Here is a 14,265-nt window from a genome sequence, read left to right as displayed (position 1 = left end):
CCTCAGGAAGCCTGAATCACATCGCGTCGATCACATCAATGGGTCCTGACCCTAGCGTCGACGCGCTGAAACAACGCATCGAGAGTTTAGAAAAGACGGTTGGCGCACTGGATCGTCCAGCAGAATTGAAGTTGGGTGATACGGGCTTCTCAACCATCAGAACCGAATATGGAGCAATCACGCTTCAATGGGTCGGAGCGGCCGCAAGTGGTGCGGGCTCAAAGCTCACATTCAAAATCGGTAATCCGCATGCTGCAAAACTGAACGACATAGAGATTTATGGCCATCCTGTCGGCACTGACGGTAAAGACATAAAGTCTGAAACGCTGCCGTGGAAGTTGAAGGGAGACGCGCCGAAAGGATCCTGGGCCGATCTCACAGCGATTGTCGATGACGTTCCTCCAAACAGAATTGCAAGCCTTCGCGTTACCGGCGTTGCTGTGGGAGGAATCGGGCTCAGCTTGCCGTGACCACAGCGCCCCGCTCGATTGGCTGTTTCACTTTAGTCCACGTTGCGGCTCGACGGCGCCTATAAAGCGAACCCGGAACTTTAGCGACCAGTCCCTCCCCATCACGCGCCAGCACGGCCTGAGCCTCTGCCTGCACAGCGCCCGGCGTCACACATACACGCACCGCCTCCTGCTTGAACTCTTCACTATGCTTGATCGTCTCGCCGGTCTTCTTGAACGAGCCTTAAACTCTCAGGCGACCGCCACAAAACCGGTACAAGTCCTGATCGCCCGGCTCGGCGCGCTGGCGCAGGATAGCGAACTGCGCGAAGATGCAGCGCGCCTGTTGCTCGACGAAGCCCGGATCGCGGATGGAGAGATTCCGGCTGACCCCCGCGCCTTTTCCGCACGGCTCGCCCGTATGATCGGAGGCGCCATCAGCTAATGTGGTGGATTTGAATGCCCGATGGCCGGGGCCATACCGGCCAACCGCCCCATGATAGCGGTATCGCGCGACAATCCGCTTGCCAGTCCGGCGAAAGCGCGCCAAGCACCCGTCAACATGCAATGAGGGCGCGTTAATGAGCTATTATGACGTTCTGATCGTGGGCGCGGGACATGCCGGGGCACAGGCGGGCATTTCGCTGCGCCAGCTTGGTTTCGAAGGGTCGATCGCCATGGTGGGCGATGAAAAGGACCCGCCCTATGAACGTCCGCCGCTGTCGAAGGAATATTTCGCGGGCGACAAGAGCTTCGACCGCATCCTGATCCGCCCGGCCAGCTTCTGGGAAGAGCGCAAGATCGACATGCTGCTCGGCCTGCGCGTGAAGGCCGTGGACCCGGTGGGCAAATTCGTGACCGCTGGCGATCGGGAGATCAGCTATGGCAGGCTGATCTGGGCGACCGGCGGCTCCCCGCGCATGCTGACCTGTAACGGCGCCGACGCGCGCAATGTGCACGCCGTGCGCCGCCGCGACGATGTCGACGCGATGATGGCGAAGATCGACCAGATCAGTCATGTGACCGTGATCGGCGGCGGCTATATCGGGCTGGAAGCGGCCGCCGTCCTGTCGAAGTTCGGCAAGAAGGTCGTGCTGCTCGAAGCGCTCGAGCGCGTGCTGGCGCGCGTGGCGGGCGAGGAACTGTCGCGCTTCTATGAGGCCGAGCATCGCGCCCATGGCGTCGATCTGCGCACCGGCGCCCGCATGGACTGCATTGAGGTGACCGATGGCAAGGCGACCGCCGTGCTGATGCAGGACGGCGAACGGATCGAAACCGACATGGTGATTGTCGGCATCGGCATCATCCCCGAAACCGGCCCGCTGATCGCGGCAGGCGCGGCAGGTGGCAATGGCGTGGATGTGGATGAATATTGCCGCACCAGCCTGCCCGACATCTATGCCGTGGGCGATTGCGCGGCCCATGCCAACAGCTTTGCCCGTGGCGCGCAGATCCGCCTCGAATCCGTGCAGAACGCCAATGATCAGGCGAAAACGGCGGTCAACCACATCATGGGCAAGGAAGAACCCTATCATGCCGTGCCCTGGTTCTGGTCGAACCAATATGATCTGAAGCTTCAGACCGTGGGCCTGTCGACCGGTCATGACCAGACCATCCTGCGCGGCGATCCGGCGACGCGCAGCTTCTCCGTCCTCTACCTCAAGGGCGGCAAGCTGATCGCGCTCGATTGCGTCAATGCGGTCAAGGACTATGTGCAGGGCCGCGCCCACGTCATTTCCGGCGCGGTGCTGGATCAGGCGCAACTTGCCGATGCAACGGTTCCGCTCAAGGAAGTCGGCCTCGCCTGATCGACCGAAGAAGGTCAGCCCCGAAAGCTGGCCTTCATCGCCAATTCCCAGGGTCCGCCCCGATAATGCCAGGCCGCCAGGCCAGCGATCGCCAGTGGCCGTGGACGAAAATCGCGTCGCAACACCCCTGCGAGAGCTTGGGCCTCCGCCGGCTCGACCTTGTTCTGTACCGTGATGTGAAAGCGCGGCCGCCCCAGATCCTGCGGCACCAGCAGGCCGGCCAGCGCCTCCGCCAGTTCATCGCGCATCGCCATCAGTCCCGGGCTTTCCACCCGATAGGCGACGCCCCGTCCCAGCAGCATCACCTCCATCAGCTTCGCGGCGGGCGCAGGCTCCATGCAAAGCCGCTTCAACCGCCGCGCCACTTCCTCCAGAGCCGAAGGCGGCAGATGATGGAATAATGTGATATGCGCGGGAACCAGATTGCGCTCCGCGGGAAAATGCGCGCGGCGCAACCTTTCAGCCCAGCAGAAATCCGCCGGGTCCATCAAAGCCGTCACGATGATGGGCGTCCCACCGGCCACCGGCATGCACCTCCCTTTTTCCTGCGCTTTCGCAAAGCCCTGGCAGATAGTATGATGCCGCTCCGGCGGCCTCACAAGGCCAGCCGCCAGCAATGGGGGAAACAGCCATGACTGCACCGCGATCCTTCCTGGGGATTGGCATCATCCTGCTGCTCTGGAACCTGATGGGGGTCGCTGCCTTCATCATGCAATACACAGCCGACCTCAACCAATTGGCCAGGGCCGATCCCTATGCGGCGAAGATATTCGCCTCCATGCCCGGCTGGACCTGGGCCGTCTATGCCATCGCGGTCGGCGCGGGCACGCTGGGCGCGATCCTGCTGCTGCTCCGCAAGGCCGCCGCCGCGCCGCTGTTCCTGCTCTCGATCGCCGCCGTGATCGTGCAATTCGGCTACAGTTTCACCCGTACCGATCTGCTGGCGGTAAAAGGCGTCACCGCCACGATCTTCCCGGCCGTGATCCTGATCATCGCCATCGTCCAATGGTGGTACGCCCGCAAACTCATCTCCAGGGGCATCGTCCATTAGGGTGTGTGGGGATTCAGTTCAGGGTGAGGCGAAAATGGTGGATTTCGAGAACCGGCGCGCAGCGACCTTACGGGTCGTGAGCACCGGAAGCGCAGAAAGCCGCCATTTGCAGCCCATCATGGACTGAATCCCCACATACCCTAAGCCGCCAGCACCGGCTCCTGCCGGATCACGTCCAGATCGAACGGCACGGTCTGGTACATTTCGTTGATCCAATTGCCGAACAGCAGATGCGCATGGCAGCGCCAGTCATTTTTCGGTGCGCGGGCCGGATCGTCTCCGGGGAAATAATGGGCCGGCAACTGCCCTGCCCCATCCCGTGCATATTCGTCGGCCAGCGTCCCTGTGTCATATTCCAGATGGTTGAACATATGCAGGAAGCCGTGGCCCGGATCACCGATCAGGCACAAACCCGCTTCCACGCTTTCGGCTAAAATCTGCAAGCCCCGCCCCTCGGGCACATCCTCCCGCCGCACTTCCGACCAACGCGACACCGGCACGCGGAAATCGTCCGAAAACCCGCGCATCCAGGGCGATGACGGCACATGATTGTGATGCCGGAACACGCCGAAGGCCTTCCTTTCCAGCGCGTGCTTCCCAATGCCATGAAAATGATGCAGCGCCGCCTGCGCCGCCCAGCAAATGCTGAGCGAGCGATGCACATGGGTCTGCGTCCAGTCGAAAATGGCCCGCAATTCGTCCCAATAGCTGACCTCTTCGAAAGGCAGCTTCTCCACCGGCGCGCCGGTGATGATGAAGCCGTCGAACCGCTCATCCCGTACATCGCTCCACGGGCGGTAGAAGGACGCCATATGATCGGCGGAAGTATTGCGCGACACATGATCGCTGATCCGCACCAGCGTCAGTTCCACCTGCAACGGCGTCGCGCCCAGCAGCCGGGCAAGCTGCGTTTCCGTGCTGATCTTGTCGGGCATCAGGTTCAGCAGCGCGATCCGCAAAGGGCGGATATCCTGCCGAACCGCATCGGCTTCGCGCATGACGACGACACCCTCCGCCTCCAGCGTAAGGCAGGCTGGCAGATCGTCGGCTATCTTGATCGGCACGTCACGTCATTCCCTGTTGGCGGGAGCGACGATCACGAAGTGGCTTGGGTCCCGCTTGGTTGCCGGATCGGCCACATCCTCCCTTCGGGAGTGCCACCTTGCCCGGATCGGCAGGTTGGCGTCGGGCGTCGCCCCAACTCTTGATGCTGACGCCTATCTAGGCGCGCGGCGTTCGTTTGGCAATTGCTGCTTTACGAAAGGAAAGGAAAACTTTGACAGCCTCCTCCGCTCCCGGCCAAACACCCGGCGCCCACCCAAGCTAAAGCTCGCCCCGCGCCCGCCTTATCTCGAACCACTTGCGCACATTCTCATTATGCTCTTGCAGCGTGTCGGCGAAGATATGCCCGCCCCTGCCATCCGCGACGAAATACAGCGCCTTCGTCTCGGCCGGATGCAGCACCGCCAGTATCGACAGCCGCCCCGGATTGGCGATCGGCCCCTTGGGCAACCCTGTCATCGCATATGTGTTATAATCGTTGACCGCCGCGATCTCCGACTTCCTGATCCGCCGCCCCAGCGGTTTCCCCCTGGTGATCGGGTAGATGATCGTCGGGTCCGCCTGCAACATCATGCCGACCTTCAAACGGTTGCCATAGACCCCCGCCACCATCGGCCGTTCGGAAGGCACGGCGGTTTCCTTCTCGACGATGCTGGCAAGGATGATCGCCTCCTTGGGCGACTTCGCCACTGTATTCGGCGCACGCTCCGCCCACAGTTTCGCCAGCGCCCTGTCCATCGCGCCTTGCATCCGCTTCAGCACCACCGCCCGGCTCTCGCCCTTGTCGAAGGCATAGCTGTCGGGCATCACGCTGCCCTCCGCCGGCACCTCTATGTCGCCGGTCAGTTCCTCATTCGACTTCAACCGCTCATAGACCAGAAGCGAAGGCATCCCTTCCGGTATGGTCACAAGCCGGGTCAACGTCTTGCCGCCACCAAGAATCTTGAAAATATCAGCGTTGCTGGCGCCCTTGGGGATCAGGAACTCCCCCGCCTTGATCGACTTGCCCCGCCCGAAGATCTTGGCGCGGGTCAAAAAGGCGTCGGCGGAGCGCACCGCGCCCTTCTGCTTCAGCAGCACGGCGGCATCTGCAATCGTTGCCCCATCGGGCACCACGATCGCAATATCCTGCGGCGCGGGCCCCGCCTCGGTCCAGCCATGGACGAAACGGAACGCGACGAAAGCCGCGACGGCCAGGCCGATCAGCAATATGCTACAGCCAAGCCGCCGCATATGGGGTGTCTCAGACCGCCTTCATGATAAGCGAGGCGTTGGTGCCGCCGAAACCGAACGAATTGTTCAGCACCGCGCGCACCTTGCGCTCCTTGGCGACGTGCGGAACCAGATCGACGCCCTTGCAGCTTTCGCTCGGCTCATCCAGGTTCAGCGTCGGCGGCACGATCTGGTCGCGCATGGCGAGAATGCAGAAGATGCTCTCCACCGCGCCGGCGCCGCCCAGCAAATGGCCAATGGCCGACTTGGTCGAACTCATCGACATGGTGGAGAGATGCTCGCCGAACAGCCGCTTCACCGCGCCCAGTTCCAGCTCGTCGCCCAGCGGGGTCGAGGTGCCATGCGCGTTCACATAGTCGATATCCGCCAGCGACAGCCCCGACTTCTTGAGCGCCATCTGCATGGAGCGATAGCCGCCATTGCCCTCCGGATGCGGCGCCGTGACGTGATAGGCATCACCCGACAGGCCGTAACCGATGACCTCGGCGTAGATTTTCGCGCCGCGCGCCTTGGCCCGCTCATATTCCTCCAGCACGACCACGCCCGCGCCCTCGCCCATGACGAAGCCGTCACGGTTGACGTCATAGGGCCGCGAAGCCTTTTCCGGCGTGTCGTTGAAGCCGGTCGAGAGCGCCCGCGCCTGCGCAAAGCCCGCGATTCCAATCGGACAAATCGCGCTTTCCGCGCCACCCGCCAGCATCACGTCCGCGTCATCCATCGCGATCATGCGCGCGGCGTCGCCGATGGAGTGCGCCCCCGTCGAACAGGCCGTCACGACCGCATGGTTCGGCCCCATCAGGCCATATTTGATCGAAACCTGACCGGAAATCAGGTTGATCAGCCGCCCGTGCACGAAGTGCGGGCTGACCCGGCTCGGCCCCTTGTTCGCCAGCACCAGCGATTCGCTCTCGATGCCCGGCAAACCGCCAATGCCCGAACCGATGGAGCAACCGGCGCGCAGCCGTTCTTCCTCGCTCATATTGTCGAGGCCCGCGTCGCGCAGCGCTTCGCTGGCGGCGGAAATGCCGAAGACGATGAACGGATCGACCTGGCGCTGGATCTTGTGATCCACGTCCAGCGACGCGTCATAGCCATATTCATGGTCAGCCGGCTTCACTTCGCAGGCGATGCGGCACTTATATTCGCTGGCGTCGAAGCGCGTGATCGTCGCCGCGCCGGACTTGGCCGCGATGATGTTCTTCCAGCTGGTTTCGACATTCCCGCCCAGCGGGCTCACCATGCCCAGACCGGTTACGACGACACGACGCATATCCTTGCTCCGAAATTCTTCCTAGGCCTTGCCTGTCCCTTAGCGGCTTCAATAGCGCTTGTGAACGGTTTGCCAGACACGAAAAGGCTCCCCAAGTCCCGGTTCGCCGGACAGGAGGAGCCATTTCCTTTTCAAACGCTCCGGCTCCCCCGCATGGAAAGCCGCCAGACGCTCTTACTGCTTGCTGTCGATATAATCGATGGCGTCCTTGACGGTCGCGATCTTCTCGGCGGCATCGTCAGGGATTTCGACGCCGAATTCTTCTTCGAACGCCATGACCAGCTCGACGATGTCCAGGCTGTCTGCGCCCAGATCGTCGATGAAGCTTGCGTCCTCGGTCACCTTTTCGGCTTCGACGCCCAGATGCTCGACGACGATTTTCTTTACGCGATCCGCGGTCTCACTCATGAGTGGTCCTTTTTACTGGGTATCGTTGATGGTTCTGAATATCTGTTAAGGCAATGCCCTAGAGGCAAGCCCCTACAGAGGCAAGAGGCAAGAGACAATCAGGAAACATCGCCCCCGCCTGCATTCGACTCGTCAGCCCCGATGGCACAAGGCGACGGCTTTGCAAATGCCCAAAATTTGGGGCGCGATGGACTGATCCCGCCGCGCCCGGCCCGATCAGATCATCGCCATGCCACCGTTTACATGCAGCGTCTGGCCGGTGACATAGCCCGCTTCCCTGCTCGCAAGGTACACGACAGCCGCGCCGATATCCTCGCCCGCGCCCAGATCGCCCGCCGGAATCCTGTTGAGGATCGCGCCCTTCTGCGCGTCATTCAGCGCATCGGTCATCGCCGACCTGATGAAGCCCGGCGCCACGCAATTGACGGTGATGCCCCGGCTCGCCAGTTCCTGGCCCAGCGATTTCGACATGCCGATGATGCCCGCTTTCGACGCGGCATAATTGGCCTGCCCTGGATTCCCCGTCACGCCCACAACCGAGGTGATGGAGATGATCCGCCCGAAACGCGCCTTCATCATCGGCTTGGCGGCCGCGCGCGCCAGCCGGAAAGCCGCCTCCAGATTGACGGAGATCACATCCGCCCATTCCTCATCCTTCATCCGCAGGATCAGGTTGTCGCGGGTGATGCCCGCATTGTTGACGAGGATATCGATCTTCCCGCCCAGCGCTTCCACGGCCTGCCCCACCAGCGCGTCGACCGCCGCCGGATCGGAGAGATTGCAGACCAGAATCCTGTGATCGCCACCCAATTCCGCCGCGAAAGCCTTCAGCTTCTCCTCATTGCTCCCCGAAAGGGCCAGCGTGGCGCCCTGCGCCGCGAGGGCCCTGGCAATGGCGGACCCGATGCCCCCCGAAGCGCCCGTCACCAGCGCGGTCATGCCTGTCAGATCGAACATGTTTCTTATCCCTATCCTGTCAGAAAGCAGCCAGCGCCGCCTCGATATCGTCCATCGTCACGATGCTGCGCACGGTCGCGTCGGGCGCGATGCGCTTGACCATCGGGCCAAGCACCTTGCCACCCAGTTCGACGAATTCGGTCACGCCCGCATCCCACATCGCCGCGACGGATTCGCGCCAGCGCACACGGCCCGTCACCTGCTCGACCAGCCTCAGCCTGATCTCGTCCGGATCGGCGATCGCGCTCGCCAGCACATTGGCATAGACCGGCAGCAGCGGCGTATTGATCGTCGCCTTGCCGAGAGTCTCCTCCATCGCCTCGGCGGCCGGCTGCATCAGCGGGCAGTGGAAGGGCGCCGACACCGGCAGCAGCAGGCCGCGCTTGATGCCATGGTCCTTGACCAGCGCCACCGCCCGCTCGATCGCGCCGCGATGCCCGGAAATCACTACCTGCGTCGGGTCATTGTCATTGGCGACGGTGCAGACCTCGCCCTCGGCCGCGGCCTCGACCAGCGCCTGCGCCTTTTCGATATCCGCGCCCAGCAAAGCCGCCATCGCGCCCTCGCCCACCGGCACGGCCGCCTGCATCGCCTGGCCCCGCAGCTTCAGCAGCTTCGCCGTGGTGCCGATGTCAAAGGCCTCCGCCGCGCAAAGCGCGCTATATTCGCCCAGCGAATGGCCCGCGACGAAATCGCCCTTCTCGCCAAGCGAAAAGCCACCTTCCTTCTGCATCACGCGCAGCGTCGCCAATGCGTTCGCCATGATCGCGGGCTGGGCATTTTCCGTGAGCGTCAGGTCGCTTTCCGGCCCCTCCACCATGATGCGGAACAAATGCTGCGACAGAGCATCGTCGACCTCCTGAAACAGCTCCTTCGCGGCCGGGCTCGCATCGGCCAGCGCCTTGCCCATGCCGACCGCCTGGCTGCCCTGCCCCGGAAAAAGAAATGCCCTCATCATCCACCTTCTGACACATGCGCGCTACAAAAGCGCAATTTTTCAAAGCCGTTACACTTTGAGACACAAATGCCGTTGAGGCACCCGACCCAATTCGGCAGTTCTCATTGGAGGATCGCCTTTAACGACGACGGAGTATTAGGAAAAGGTGCGATATCGCATTGCATGGATCACGGGAACCGCGCTGACGCTCTCGGCCTGCGCCGCTGGTCCCGATTATCGCGCCCCGGCCCCCGCCGCGCTCGGCGTGCCCGCGACCTATGATCAGGGCAGCGCCACGCCGATCGATGAAGCCGGCCTCGCCAACTGGTGGACCCGCCTCAACGACCCGGCGCTCAGCAGCCTGATCGACAACGCCATCGCCCATAATCTCGACATCGTGCAGGCTCAGGCTCGTCTGCGTCAGGCGCGGGAGTCCCTGCGTCAGGCCCATGCCGCCTTCCTGCCGCAGGTCAACGGCTCCGCCAGCGGCGGCAGGAATTACAGCAACCAGTCCGGCTCCGACCACTGGTCGGGCAGCTATTCGGTCGGCGCCGATGCCAGCTGGCAGGTCGACCTGTTCGGAGGACTCTCCCGCTCCGCCGAAGCCGCCCGCGCCGATCTCTCGGCCTCTGGCTATGACCTCGCCAATGTGCGGATGACGATCATTTCCGAACTGGTCACCAATTATGTGCAGGCGCGCCTGGCGCAGGAGCAACTGCGCATCGCCCGCGAAACCCGGACGATCCAGCAGGACAATTACAACATCGCCAATTGGCGCCTTCAGGCCGGCCTTGTCTCCGCGCTGGACGAACAGCAGGCCAAGGCGCAGCTGGCCCAAACCAACGCGACCATCCCGCAATTGGAAGCCAGCCTGAAGGGCAGCCTCAACCGCATCGCCGTCCTGACCGGACAGGCGCCGGGCGAGGCGACGCGCGCGCTCGAAACCCCGGCACCGATCCCGACGGCCTCGACCGAGATCGCCACCGGCATCCCCGCCGACACGCTGCGCCAGCGTCCGGACGTCCGCTCGGCCGAACGCGCCCTCGCCGCCGCCACCGCCCGCATCGGCGTGGCACAGGCGCAGCTCTACCCCTCGCTCGGGATCAGCGGCAATATCGGCACCAGCGCCAACAGCTTCAGGGATCTGTTCAGCCTGATCACCGGCGGCGTCTTCGCCAATGTCGCGCAGCTGATCTTCGACGGCGGCCGCCTAGCCTCGCAGGTCCGCGCGCAAAAGGCCGCCACGGATGGCGCCTTCGCTGCCTATAAGCAAAGCGTGCTCACCGCGCTGGAGGATGTGGAAAACGCCATGGCCTCGCTGGCCAGCGCCCGCGCCCGGAAGATCGAATTCACGACCGCCATGCAAGCCTCGAACAATGCCGCGATCATGGCCCGCAGCCAATATCAGTCAGGCCTGATCGACTTCCAGACGCTTTCCCAGACCGAAAACACGCTTCTCAGCGCGCGCAACAGCCTTGCCACGGCGCAGTCCGACGAGGTTCTTGGCCTGGCCCAGCTTTACAATGCCTTGGGCGGCGGCTGGCAGAATATGGAAAATCGTCCCTCCCAATGAGCAAAACAATGAGCAATGATGTGACGACAGATCAGGACCTTGACGATTTTCTCGGCGCAAGGCCCGAAAAGCCGTGGCGCAGATGGGCGATCCGGGGCGGCATCGGCCTTGTTCTGCTGATCCTCGTCCTGACCGTGGCCCGCTGCTTCGCGGGCGATGACGCGCCCAATTACGCCACCCGCGAGGCACGCAGGGGCGACCTCACCGTCTCCGTTTCCGCTACCGGGAACCTCAAGCCCATCAATCAGGTCGATGTCGGCTCCGAACAGTCGGGCAAGATCACGGCGGTCTATGTCGACGTGAACGACCGCGTGACCAGGGGGCAGAAGCTGGCCGAACTCGACACCCGCCGGCTGGTCGACACGATCAACCAGACCCGCGCGCAGCTGGCCTCTTCCCAGGCCAGCGTCGCGCAAGCGCAAGCCCAGGCGGCCCTCGCAAAGGCCACGCTCGACCGTCAGCTCAACGTCTACAGGCTGTCGGGCGGCCGTGTCCCCGCGAAGACCGAACTGGATTCCGCCCGCGCCGATTATCAGTCCGCCCTCGCCAATCTCCACTCGACGCAGGCGCAGGTGCGCGTCGCGCAGGCGCAGCTTTCCACGGCCCAGACCAACCTCTCCATCGCGCAGATCGTCTCGCCCGTCACCGGCGTCGTCCTCTCGCGCGATATCGAACCGGGCCAGACCGTCGCCGCGTCCCTGAACGCGCCGGTCCTCTTCACCATCGCCGAGGACCTGACCAAGATGGAGGTCGAAGTCTCGGTCGACGAAGCGGATGTCGGTCAGGTGAAGGAAGGCCAGAGCGCCAATTTCTCGGTCGACGCCTTCCCCGGCCGCACCTTCCCGGCGCAGGTCACGCGGGTCAATGTCGGCTCGAACAGCTCCAGCAGCAGCTCATCCTCGTCATCGACCAGCAGCACGACCAGCAGCAGCGGCACCGTCGTCGCCTATACGGCGGTGCTGTCGGTCGATAATGCCCAGGAAATCCTGCGCCCCGGCATGACCGCGACCGCCGACATCGTGACGCAGGAACTGCACGACGTGCTGCTCGTCCCCAACAGCGCGCTCCGCTTCAAGCCCAGCACGGGCACCAGCGATGGCGGCATCACCAGCCAGATCGTCCCCGGCCCCCGTCGCTTCCGCCGCGGCGGCGCCAATCGTCAGGTGAGCTTCGGCGTCGGCAGCAGCCAGACCGTCTATGTCGTCGGCGCGGACGGCAATCCCAAGGCGGTGCAGGTCATCGTCGGCGCCAGCGACGGCGCCCGCACGGTCATCACCGGCGGCGACCTCAAGCCCGGCATGCGCGTGATCACCGGCCAGCTCGCCAGCGGCCAGCGGGCCCCGGCAGAAGATCAGGCCGCCGAGAGCGGATCGCAGGGCGGCCAGCCCCGCGATCGCAACCGCTCCACCGACGGCAGCCCCGCGACAGTCGGCAAGCTCGGCAATTCAGGGGACGCAAAACCGCAAGCCGCGCCGGTCACGCCGTCGGCGCCGCAGGGCAACGAGCCGCGGCGCACCGGGCGCCAGGGCGGAAGCTGACGATGGCATCAGATCCCATCATCTCCCTGCGCGGCGTCACCAAGATCTACGGCTCCGGCCCGACCGCCTTTCAGGCGCTGAAAGGCATCGATCTCGACATAGCGCAGGGCGATTTCGTGGCGGTCATGGGCCCGTCCGGCTCAGGCAAGTCGACGACAATGAACATATTGGGCTGCCTCGACGTGCCCTCCGCCGGCGAATTCCTGTTCCAGGGCCGCCATGTCGAGCAACTCGACCGCGACCAGCGCGCCTTGCTCCGCCGTCGCTATCTCGGCTTCGTGTTCCAGGGCTTCAACCTGCTCTCCCGCACCACGGCGCTGGAGAATGTCGAACTTCCTTTGCTCTATCGCGGCGAGGACAAGAGGACACGCCATGCTTCCGGCATGGCCGCGCTCGACAAAGTGGGGCTCAAGGACTGGTGGGACCACACCCCCGCAGAGCTTTCCGGCGGCCAGCAACAGCGCGTCGCCATCGCCCGCGCCATCGTGACCCATCCCGCCGTGCTGCTGGCCGACGAGCCGACCGGCAATCTCGACTCCGAACGATCGGTGGAGATCATGGAACTGCTGACCGATCTCAACCGCAACAGCGGCATCACCGTGCTGATGGTCACCCATGAGCCGGACATGGCCGCCTATGCCCGCACCATCGTCCACTTCAAGGACGGGCATGTCGACGGCATCGAAAATGGGGTGAAGGCCTGATGCTAGGCACCACCATCACCCTCGCCTTCCGCGCGATCAACCGGCACAAGCTGCGCAGCTTCCTCACCACGCTGGGCATCATCATCGGCGTAGCGGCCGTCGTCACCATGGTCACGCTGGGCAATGGCGCGACCGCTGCCGTCCGCGAACAGATCAGCTCGCTCGGCGCCAATGTCCTGCAACTGCGCCCCGGACAGGGTTTCGGCAGAGGCGGCGGCGGCCCGCGCCCGCCCGACTTCAAGCCCGCCGACCTCAGCTCGATCGAAAACCAGCTCACCGGGGTCCGCGCCGTCGCGCCGATGGTCCAGTCCAGCGGCACGGCCATCTATGAAGGCAGCAACTGGTCCACCACCGTCTACGGCACCACCGCCGCCTATTTCGAGGTGCAAAGCTGGAAGGCCGACACCGGCCGCCTCTTCATGCCCGAGGAGGAGGAAGCCGGAAAACCCGTCTGCATCATCGGCAACACGGTCCGCACCAATCTCTTCCAGAGCAATGACCCGGTCGGCAAGCGGCTGCGCATCAAGGGCGTCTCCTGCCAGGTCATCGGCGCGCTCGCGACCCGGGGGCAGGGCGGCTTCGGCGATCAGGACGACGTCGTCGTCATGCCGATCAAATTCGTCCAGCGCCGCTTCACCGGCGACCGCGACATCAGCCAGATCATGGTCGCGGTGGACGACGCCTATGACACCAGCGCGGTCCAGACCAGCCTGGAGGAACTCATGCGCGAACGTCGCAAGATCAAGCCGGGTACGGAGGATAATTTCAACGTCTTCGACACCAAGCAGATCAGCGACACGCTGACCGGCACCACCACCATATTGACGCAGATCGTGGCGACAGTGGCGGCGATCTCCCTGCTGGTCGGCGGCATCGGCATCATGAACATCATGCTGGTGTCGGTGACGGAGCGCACCCGCGAGATCGGCATCCGCCTCGCCATCGGCGCCGTCGCGCGCGAGGTGCTGATGCAATTCCTGGTGGAAGCGATCGTCCTCTCCTGCCTCGGCGGGCTCATCGGCCTGTTCCTCGCGCTCATCGCCTCGGTCGCGATCGCGCCGCTGATGCAGGTACCCTTCATCTTCGACGTGAAGGTGAACCTGATCGCTTTCCTCTTCTCCGCCGCGATCGGCGTCGTCTTCGGCTATTTCCCCGCCCGCCGCGCCGCCGCGCTCAACCCGATCGACGCGCTACGCCACGAATGAAGATTAGAGCGGTTTAGGGTGGCTTCTTGCCATTACAGCTTCGTCATCCCGGACTTGATCCGGGATCCCG

The 14,265-nt window shown here is 63.8% G+C and carries 15 protein-coding genes and 1 riboswitch; of the genes, 8 read left to right on the top strand and 7 right to left on the bottom strand.

Features of this window, described 5'->3' with window-relative positions:
* The 3 genes from RUH75_RS21485 to RUH75_RS21475 form a co-directional block, all read left to right on the top strand.
* A partial coding sequence (locus RUH75_RS21485; RefSeq protein ID WP_313809232.1) for a hypothetical protein occupies positions 1–470 on the top strand: 470 nt, incomplete at its 5' end.
* Between the two features lie 187 nt (positions 471–657).
* Positions 658–894, top strand: a complete 237-nt coding sequence (locus tag RUH75_RS21480; RefSeq protein WP_313809233.1) for a hypothetical protein — start codon at positions 658–660, stop codon at positions 892–894.
* A gap of 136 nt (positions 895–1,030) precedes the next feature.
* Positions 1,031–2,257 carry an FAD/NAD(P)-binding oxidoreductase gene (locus tag RUH75_RS21475; protein ID WP_313809231.1) on the top strand — a complete coding sequence of 409 codons (1,227 nt, stop codon included), beginning with the start codon at positions 1,031–1,033 and terminating at the stop codon, positions 2,255–2,257.
* Between the two features lie 14 nt (positions 2,258–2,271).
* Here the strand turns inward: RUH75_RS21475 and RUH75_RS21470 are convergent, their stop codons facing one another.
* Positions 2,272–2,787: a 2'-5' RNA ligase family protein gene (locus RUH75_RS21470; protein WP_313809230.1), complete on the bottom strand. Its 516-nt coding sequence runs from the start codon at positions 2,785–2,787 to the stop codon at positions 2,272–2,274.
* A 101-nt stretch (positions 2,788–2,888) separates the two neighbouring features.
* Here RUH75_RS21470 and RUH75_RS21465 point away from each other — a divergent pair, with 101 nt between their 5' ends.
* Positions 2,889–3,308, top strand: a complete 420-nt coding sequence (locus RUH75_RS21465) for a sugar transporter (protein ID WP_313809229.1) — start codon at positions 2,889–2,891, stop codon at positions 3,306–3,308.
* 140 nt (positions 3,309–3,448) lie between these two features.
* On the opposite strand, the gene metA is transcribed toward RUH75_RS21465, so the two are convergent.
* The 6 genes from metA to fabD all read right to left on the bottom strand — a co-directional run bounded on the left by metA (position 3,449) and on the right by fabD (position 9,193).
* Entirely contained in the window at positions 3,449–4,372 is a 924-nt protein-coding gene (metA, locus tag RUH75_RS21460) for a homoserine O-succinyltransferase (protein ID WP_313809228.1), read from the bottom strand.
* A gap of 45 nt (positions 4,373–4,417) precedes the next feature.
* A riboswitch (SAM-I-IV-variant riboswitch) is annotated at positions 4,418–4,524 on the bottom strand.
* A 107-nt stretch (positions 4,525–4,631) separates the two neighbouring features.
* Positions 4,632–5,603, bottom strand: coding sequence for an endolytic transglycosylase MltG (mltG, locus tag RUH75_RS21455; protein ID WP_313809227.1), 972 nt, complete (start codon positions 5,601–5,603; stop codon positions 4,632–4,634).
* 10 nt (positions 5,604–5,613) lie between these two features.
* Entirely contained in the window at positions 5,614–6,873 is a 1,260-nt protein-coding gene (gene fabF, locus RUH75_RS21450) for a beta-ketoacyl-ACP synthase II (RefSeq protein WP_313809226.1), read from the bottom strand.
* Positions 6,874–7,047: 174 nt separating this feature from the next.
* Entirely contained in the window at positions 7,048–7,281 is a 234-nt protein-coding gene (locus RUH75_RS21445) for an acyl carrier protein (RefSeq protein WP_007689016.1), read from the bottom strand.
* 216 nt (positions 7,282–7,497) lie between these two features.
* Entirely contained in the window at positions 7,498–8,238 is a 741-nt protein-coding gene (fabG, locus tag RUH75_RS21440; protein ID WP_313809225.1) for a 3-oxoacyl-[acyl-carrier-protein] reductase, read from the bottom strand.
* A 19-nt stretch (positions 8,239–8,257) separates the two neighbouring features.
* Positions 8,258–9,193, bottom strand: coding sequence for an ACP S-malonyltransferase (gene fabD, locus RUH75_RS21435; RefSeq protein ID WP_313809224.1), 936 nt, complete (start codon positions 9,191–9,193; stop codon positions 8,258–8,260).
* A 148-nt stretch (positions 9,194–9,341) separates the two neighbouring features.
* On the opposite strand from fabD, the gene RUH75_RS21430 reads away from it, so the two are divergent.
* From RUH75_RS21430 to RUH75_RS21415, 4 genes are read left to right on the top strand one after another with little or no spacing between them, the layout of a single operon-like run.
* On the top strand, positions 9,342–10,748 hold the full coding sequence (locus tag RUH75_RS21430) for an efflux transporter outer membrane subunit (RefSeq protein WP_313809223.1): 1,407 nt from the start codon (positions 9,342–9,344) through the stop codon (positions 10,746–10,748).
* Positions 10,749–10,756: 8 nt separating this feature from the next.
* Positions 10,757–12,286, top strand: a complete 1,530-nt coding sequence (locus tag RUH75_RS21425; protein ID WP_313809222.1) for an efflux RND transporter periplasmic adaptor subunit — start codon at positions 10,757–10,759, stop codon at positions 12,284–12,286.
* A gap of 2 nt (positions 12,287–12,288) precedes the next feature.
* Positions 12,289–12,990, top strand: coding sequence for an ABC transporter ATP-binding protein (locus RUH75_RS21420; protein ID WP_313809221.1), 702 nt, complete (start codon positions 12,289–12,291; stop codon positions 12,988–12,990).
* Positions 12,990–14,195: an ABC transporter permease gene (locus RUH75_RS21415; RefSeq protein ID WP_313809220.1), complete on the top strand. Its 1,206-nt coding sequence runs from the start codon at positions 12,990–12,992 to the stop codon at positions 14,193–14,195. The genes RUH75_RS21420 and RUH75_RS21415 overlap by 1 nt, the downstream gene beginning before the upstream one ends.
* The last annotated feature ends 70 nt before the right edge of the window (positions 14,196–14,265 follow it).

Source organism: Sphingobium sp. (assembly GCF_032153725.1).
Classification (GTDB): Bacteria; Pseudomonadota; Alphaproteobacteria; order Sphingomonadales; family Sphingomonadaceae; genus Sphingobium.
Note: the sequence above shows the minus strand (reverse complement) of the source record. Positions and strands in the feature narration are given on the sequence as shown.

Bases quoted from the DNA above. Each gene is read 5' to 3' on its own strand.
- mltG (WP_313809227.1), bottom strand. From the start codon at position 5,603: ATGCGGCGGCTTGGCTGTAGCATATTGCTGATCGGCCTGGCCGTCGCG.
- fabD (WP_313809224.1), bottom strand. From the start codon at position 9,193: ATGAGGGCATTTCTTTTTCCGGGGCAGGGCAGCCAGGCGGTCGGCATG.
- RUH75_RS21480 (WP_313809233.1), top strand. From the start codon at position 658: ATGCTTGATCGTCTCGCCGGTCTTCTTGAACGAGCCTTAAACTCTCAG.
- RUH75_RS21415 (WP_313809220.1), top strand. From the start codon at position 12,990: ATGCTAGGCACCACCATCACCCTCGCCTTCCGCGCGATCAACCGGCAC.
- RUH75_RS21465 (WP_313809229.1), top strand. From the start codon at position 2,889: ATGACTGCACCGCGATCCTTCCTGGGGATTGGCATCATCCTGCTGCTC.
- RUH75_RS21420 (WP_313809221.1), top strand. From the start codon at position 12,289: ATGGCATCAGATCCCATCATCTCCCTGCGCGGCGTCACCAAGATCTAC.
- RUH75_RS21475 (WP_313809231.1), top strand. From the start codon at position 1,031: ATGAGCTATTATGACGTTCTGATCGTGGGCGCGGGACATGCCGGGGCA.
- RUH75_RS21445 (WP_007689016.1), bottom strand. From the start codon at position 7,281: ATGAGTGAGACCGCGGATCGCGTAAAGAAAATCGTCGTCGAGCATCTG.
- fabF (WP_313809226.1), bottom strand. From the start codon at position 6,873: ATGCGTCGTGTCGTCGTAACCGGTCTGGGCATGGTGAGCCCGCTGGGC.
- RUH75_RS21470 (WP_313809230.1), bottom strand. From the start codon at position 2,787: ATGCCGGTGGCCGGTGGGACGCCCATCATCGTGACGGCTTTGATGGAC.
- fabG (WP_313809225.1), bottom strand. From the start codon at position 8,238: ATGTTCGATCTGACAGGCATGACCGCGCTGGTGACGGGCGCTTCGGGG.
- RUH75_RS21425 (WP_313809222.1), top strand. From the start codon at position 10,757: ATGAGCAATGATGTGACGACAGATCAGGACCTTGACGATTTTCTCGGC.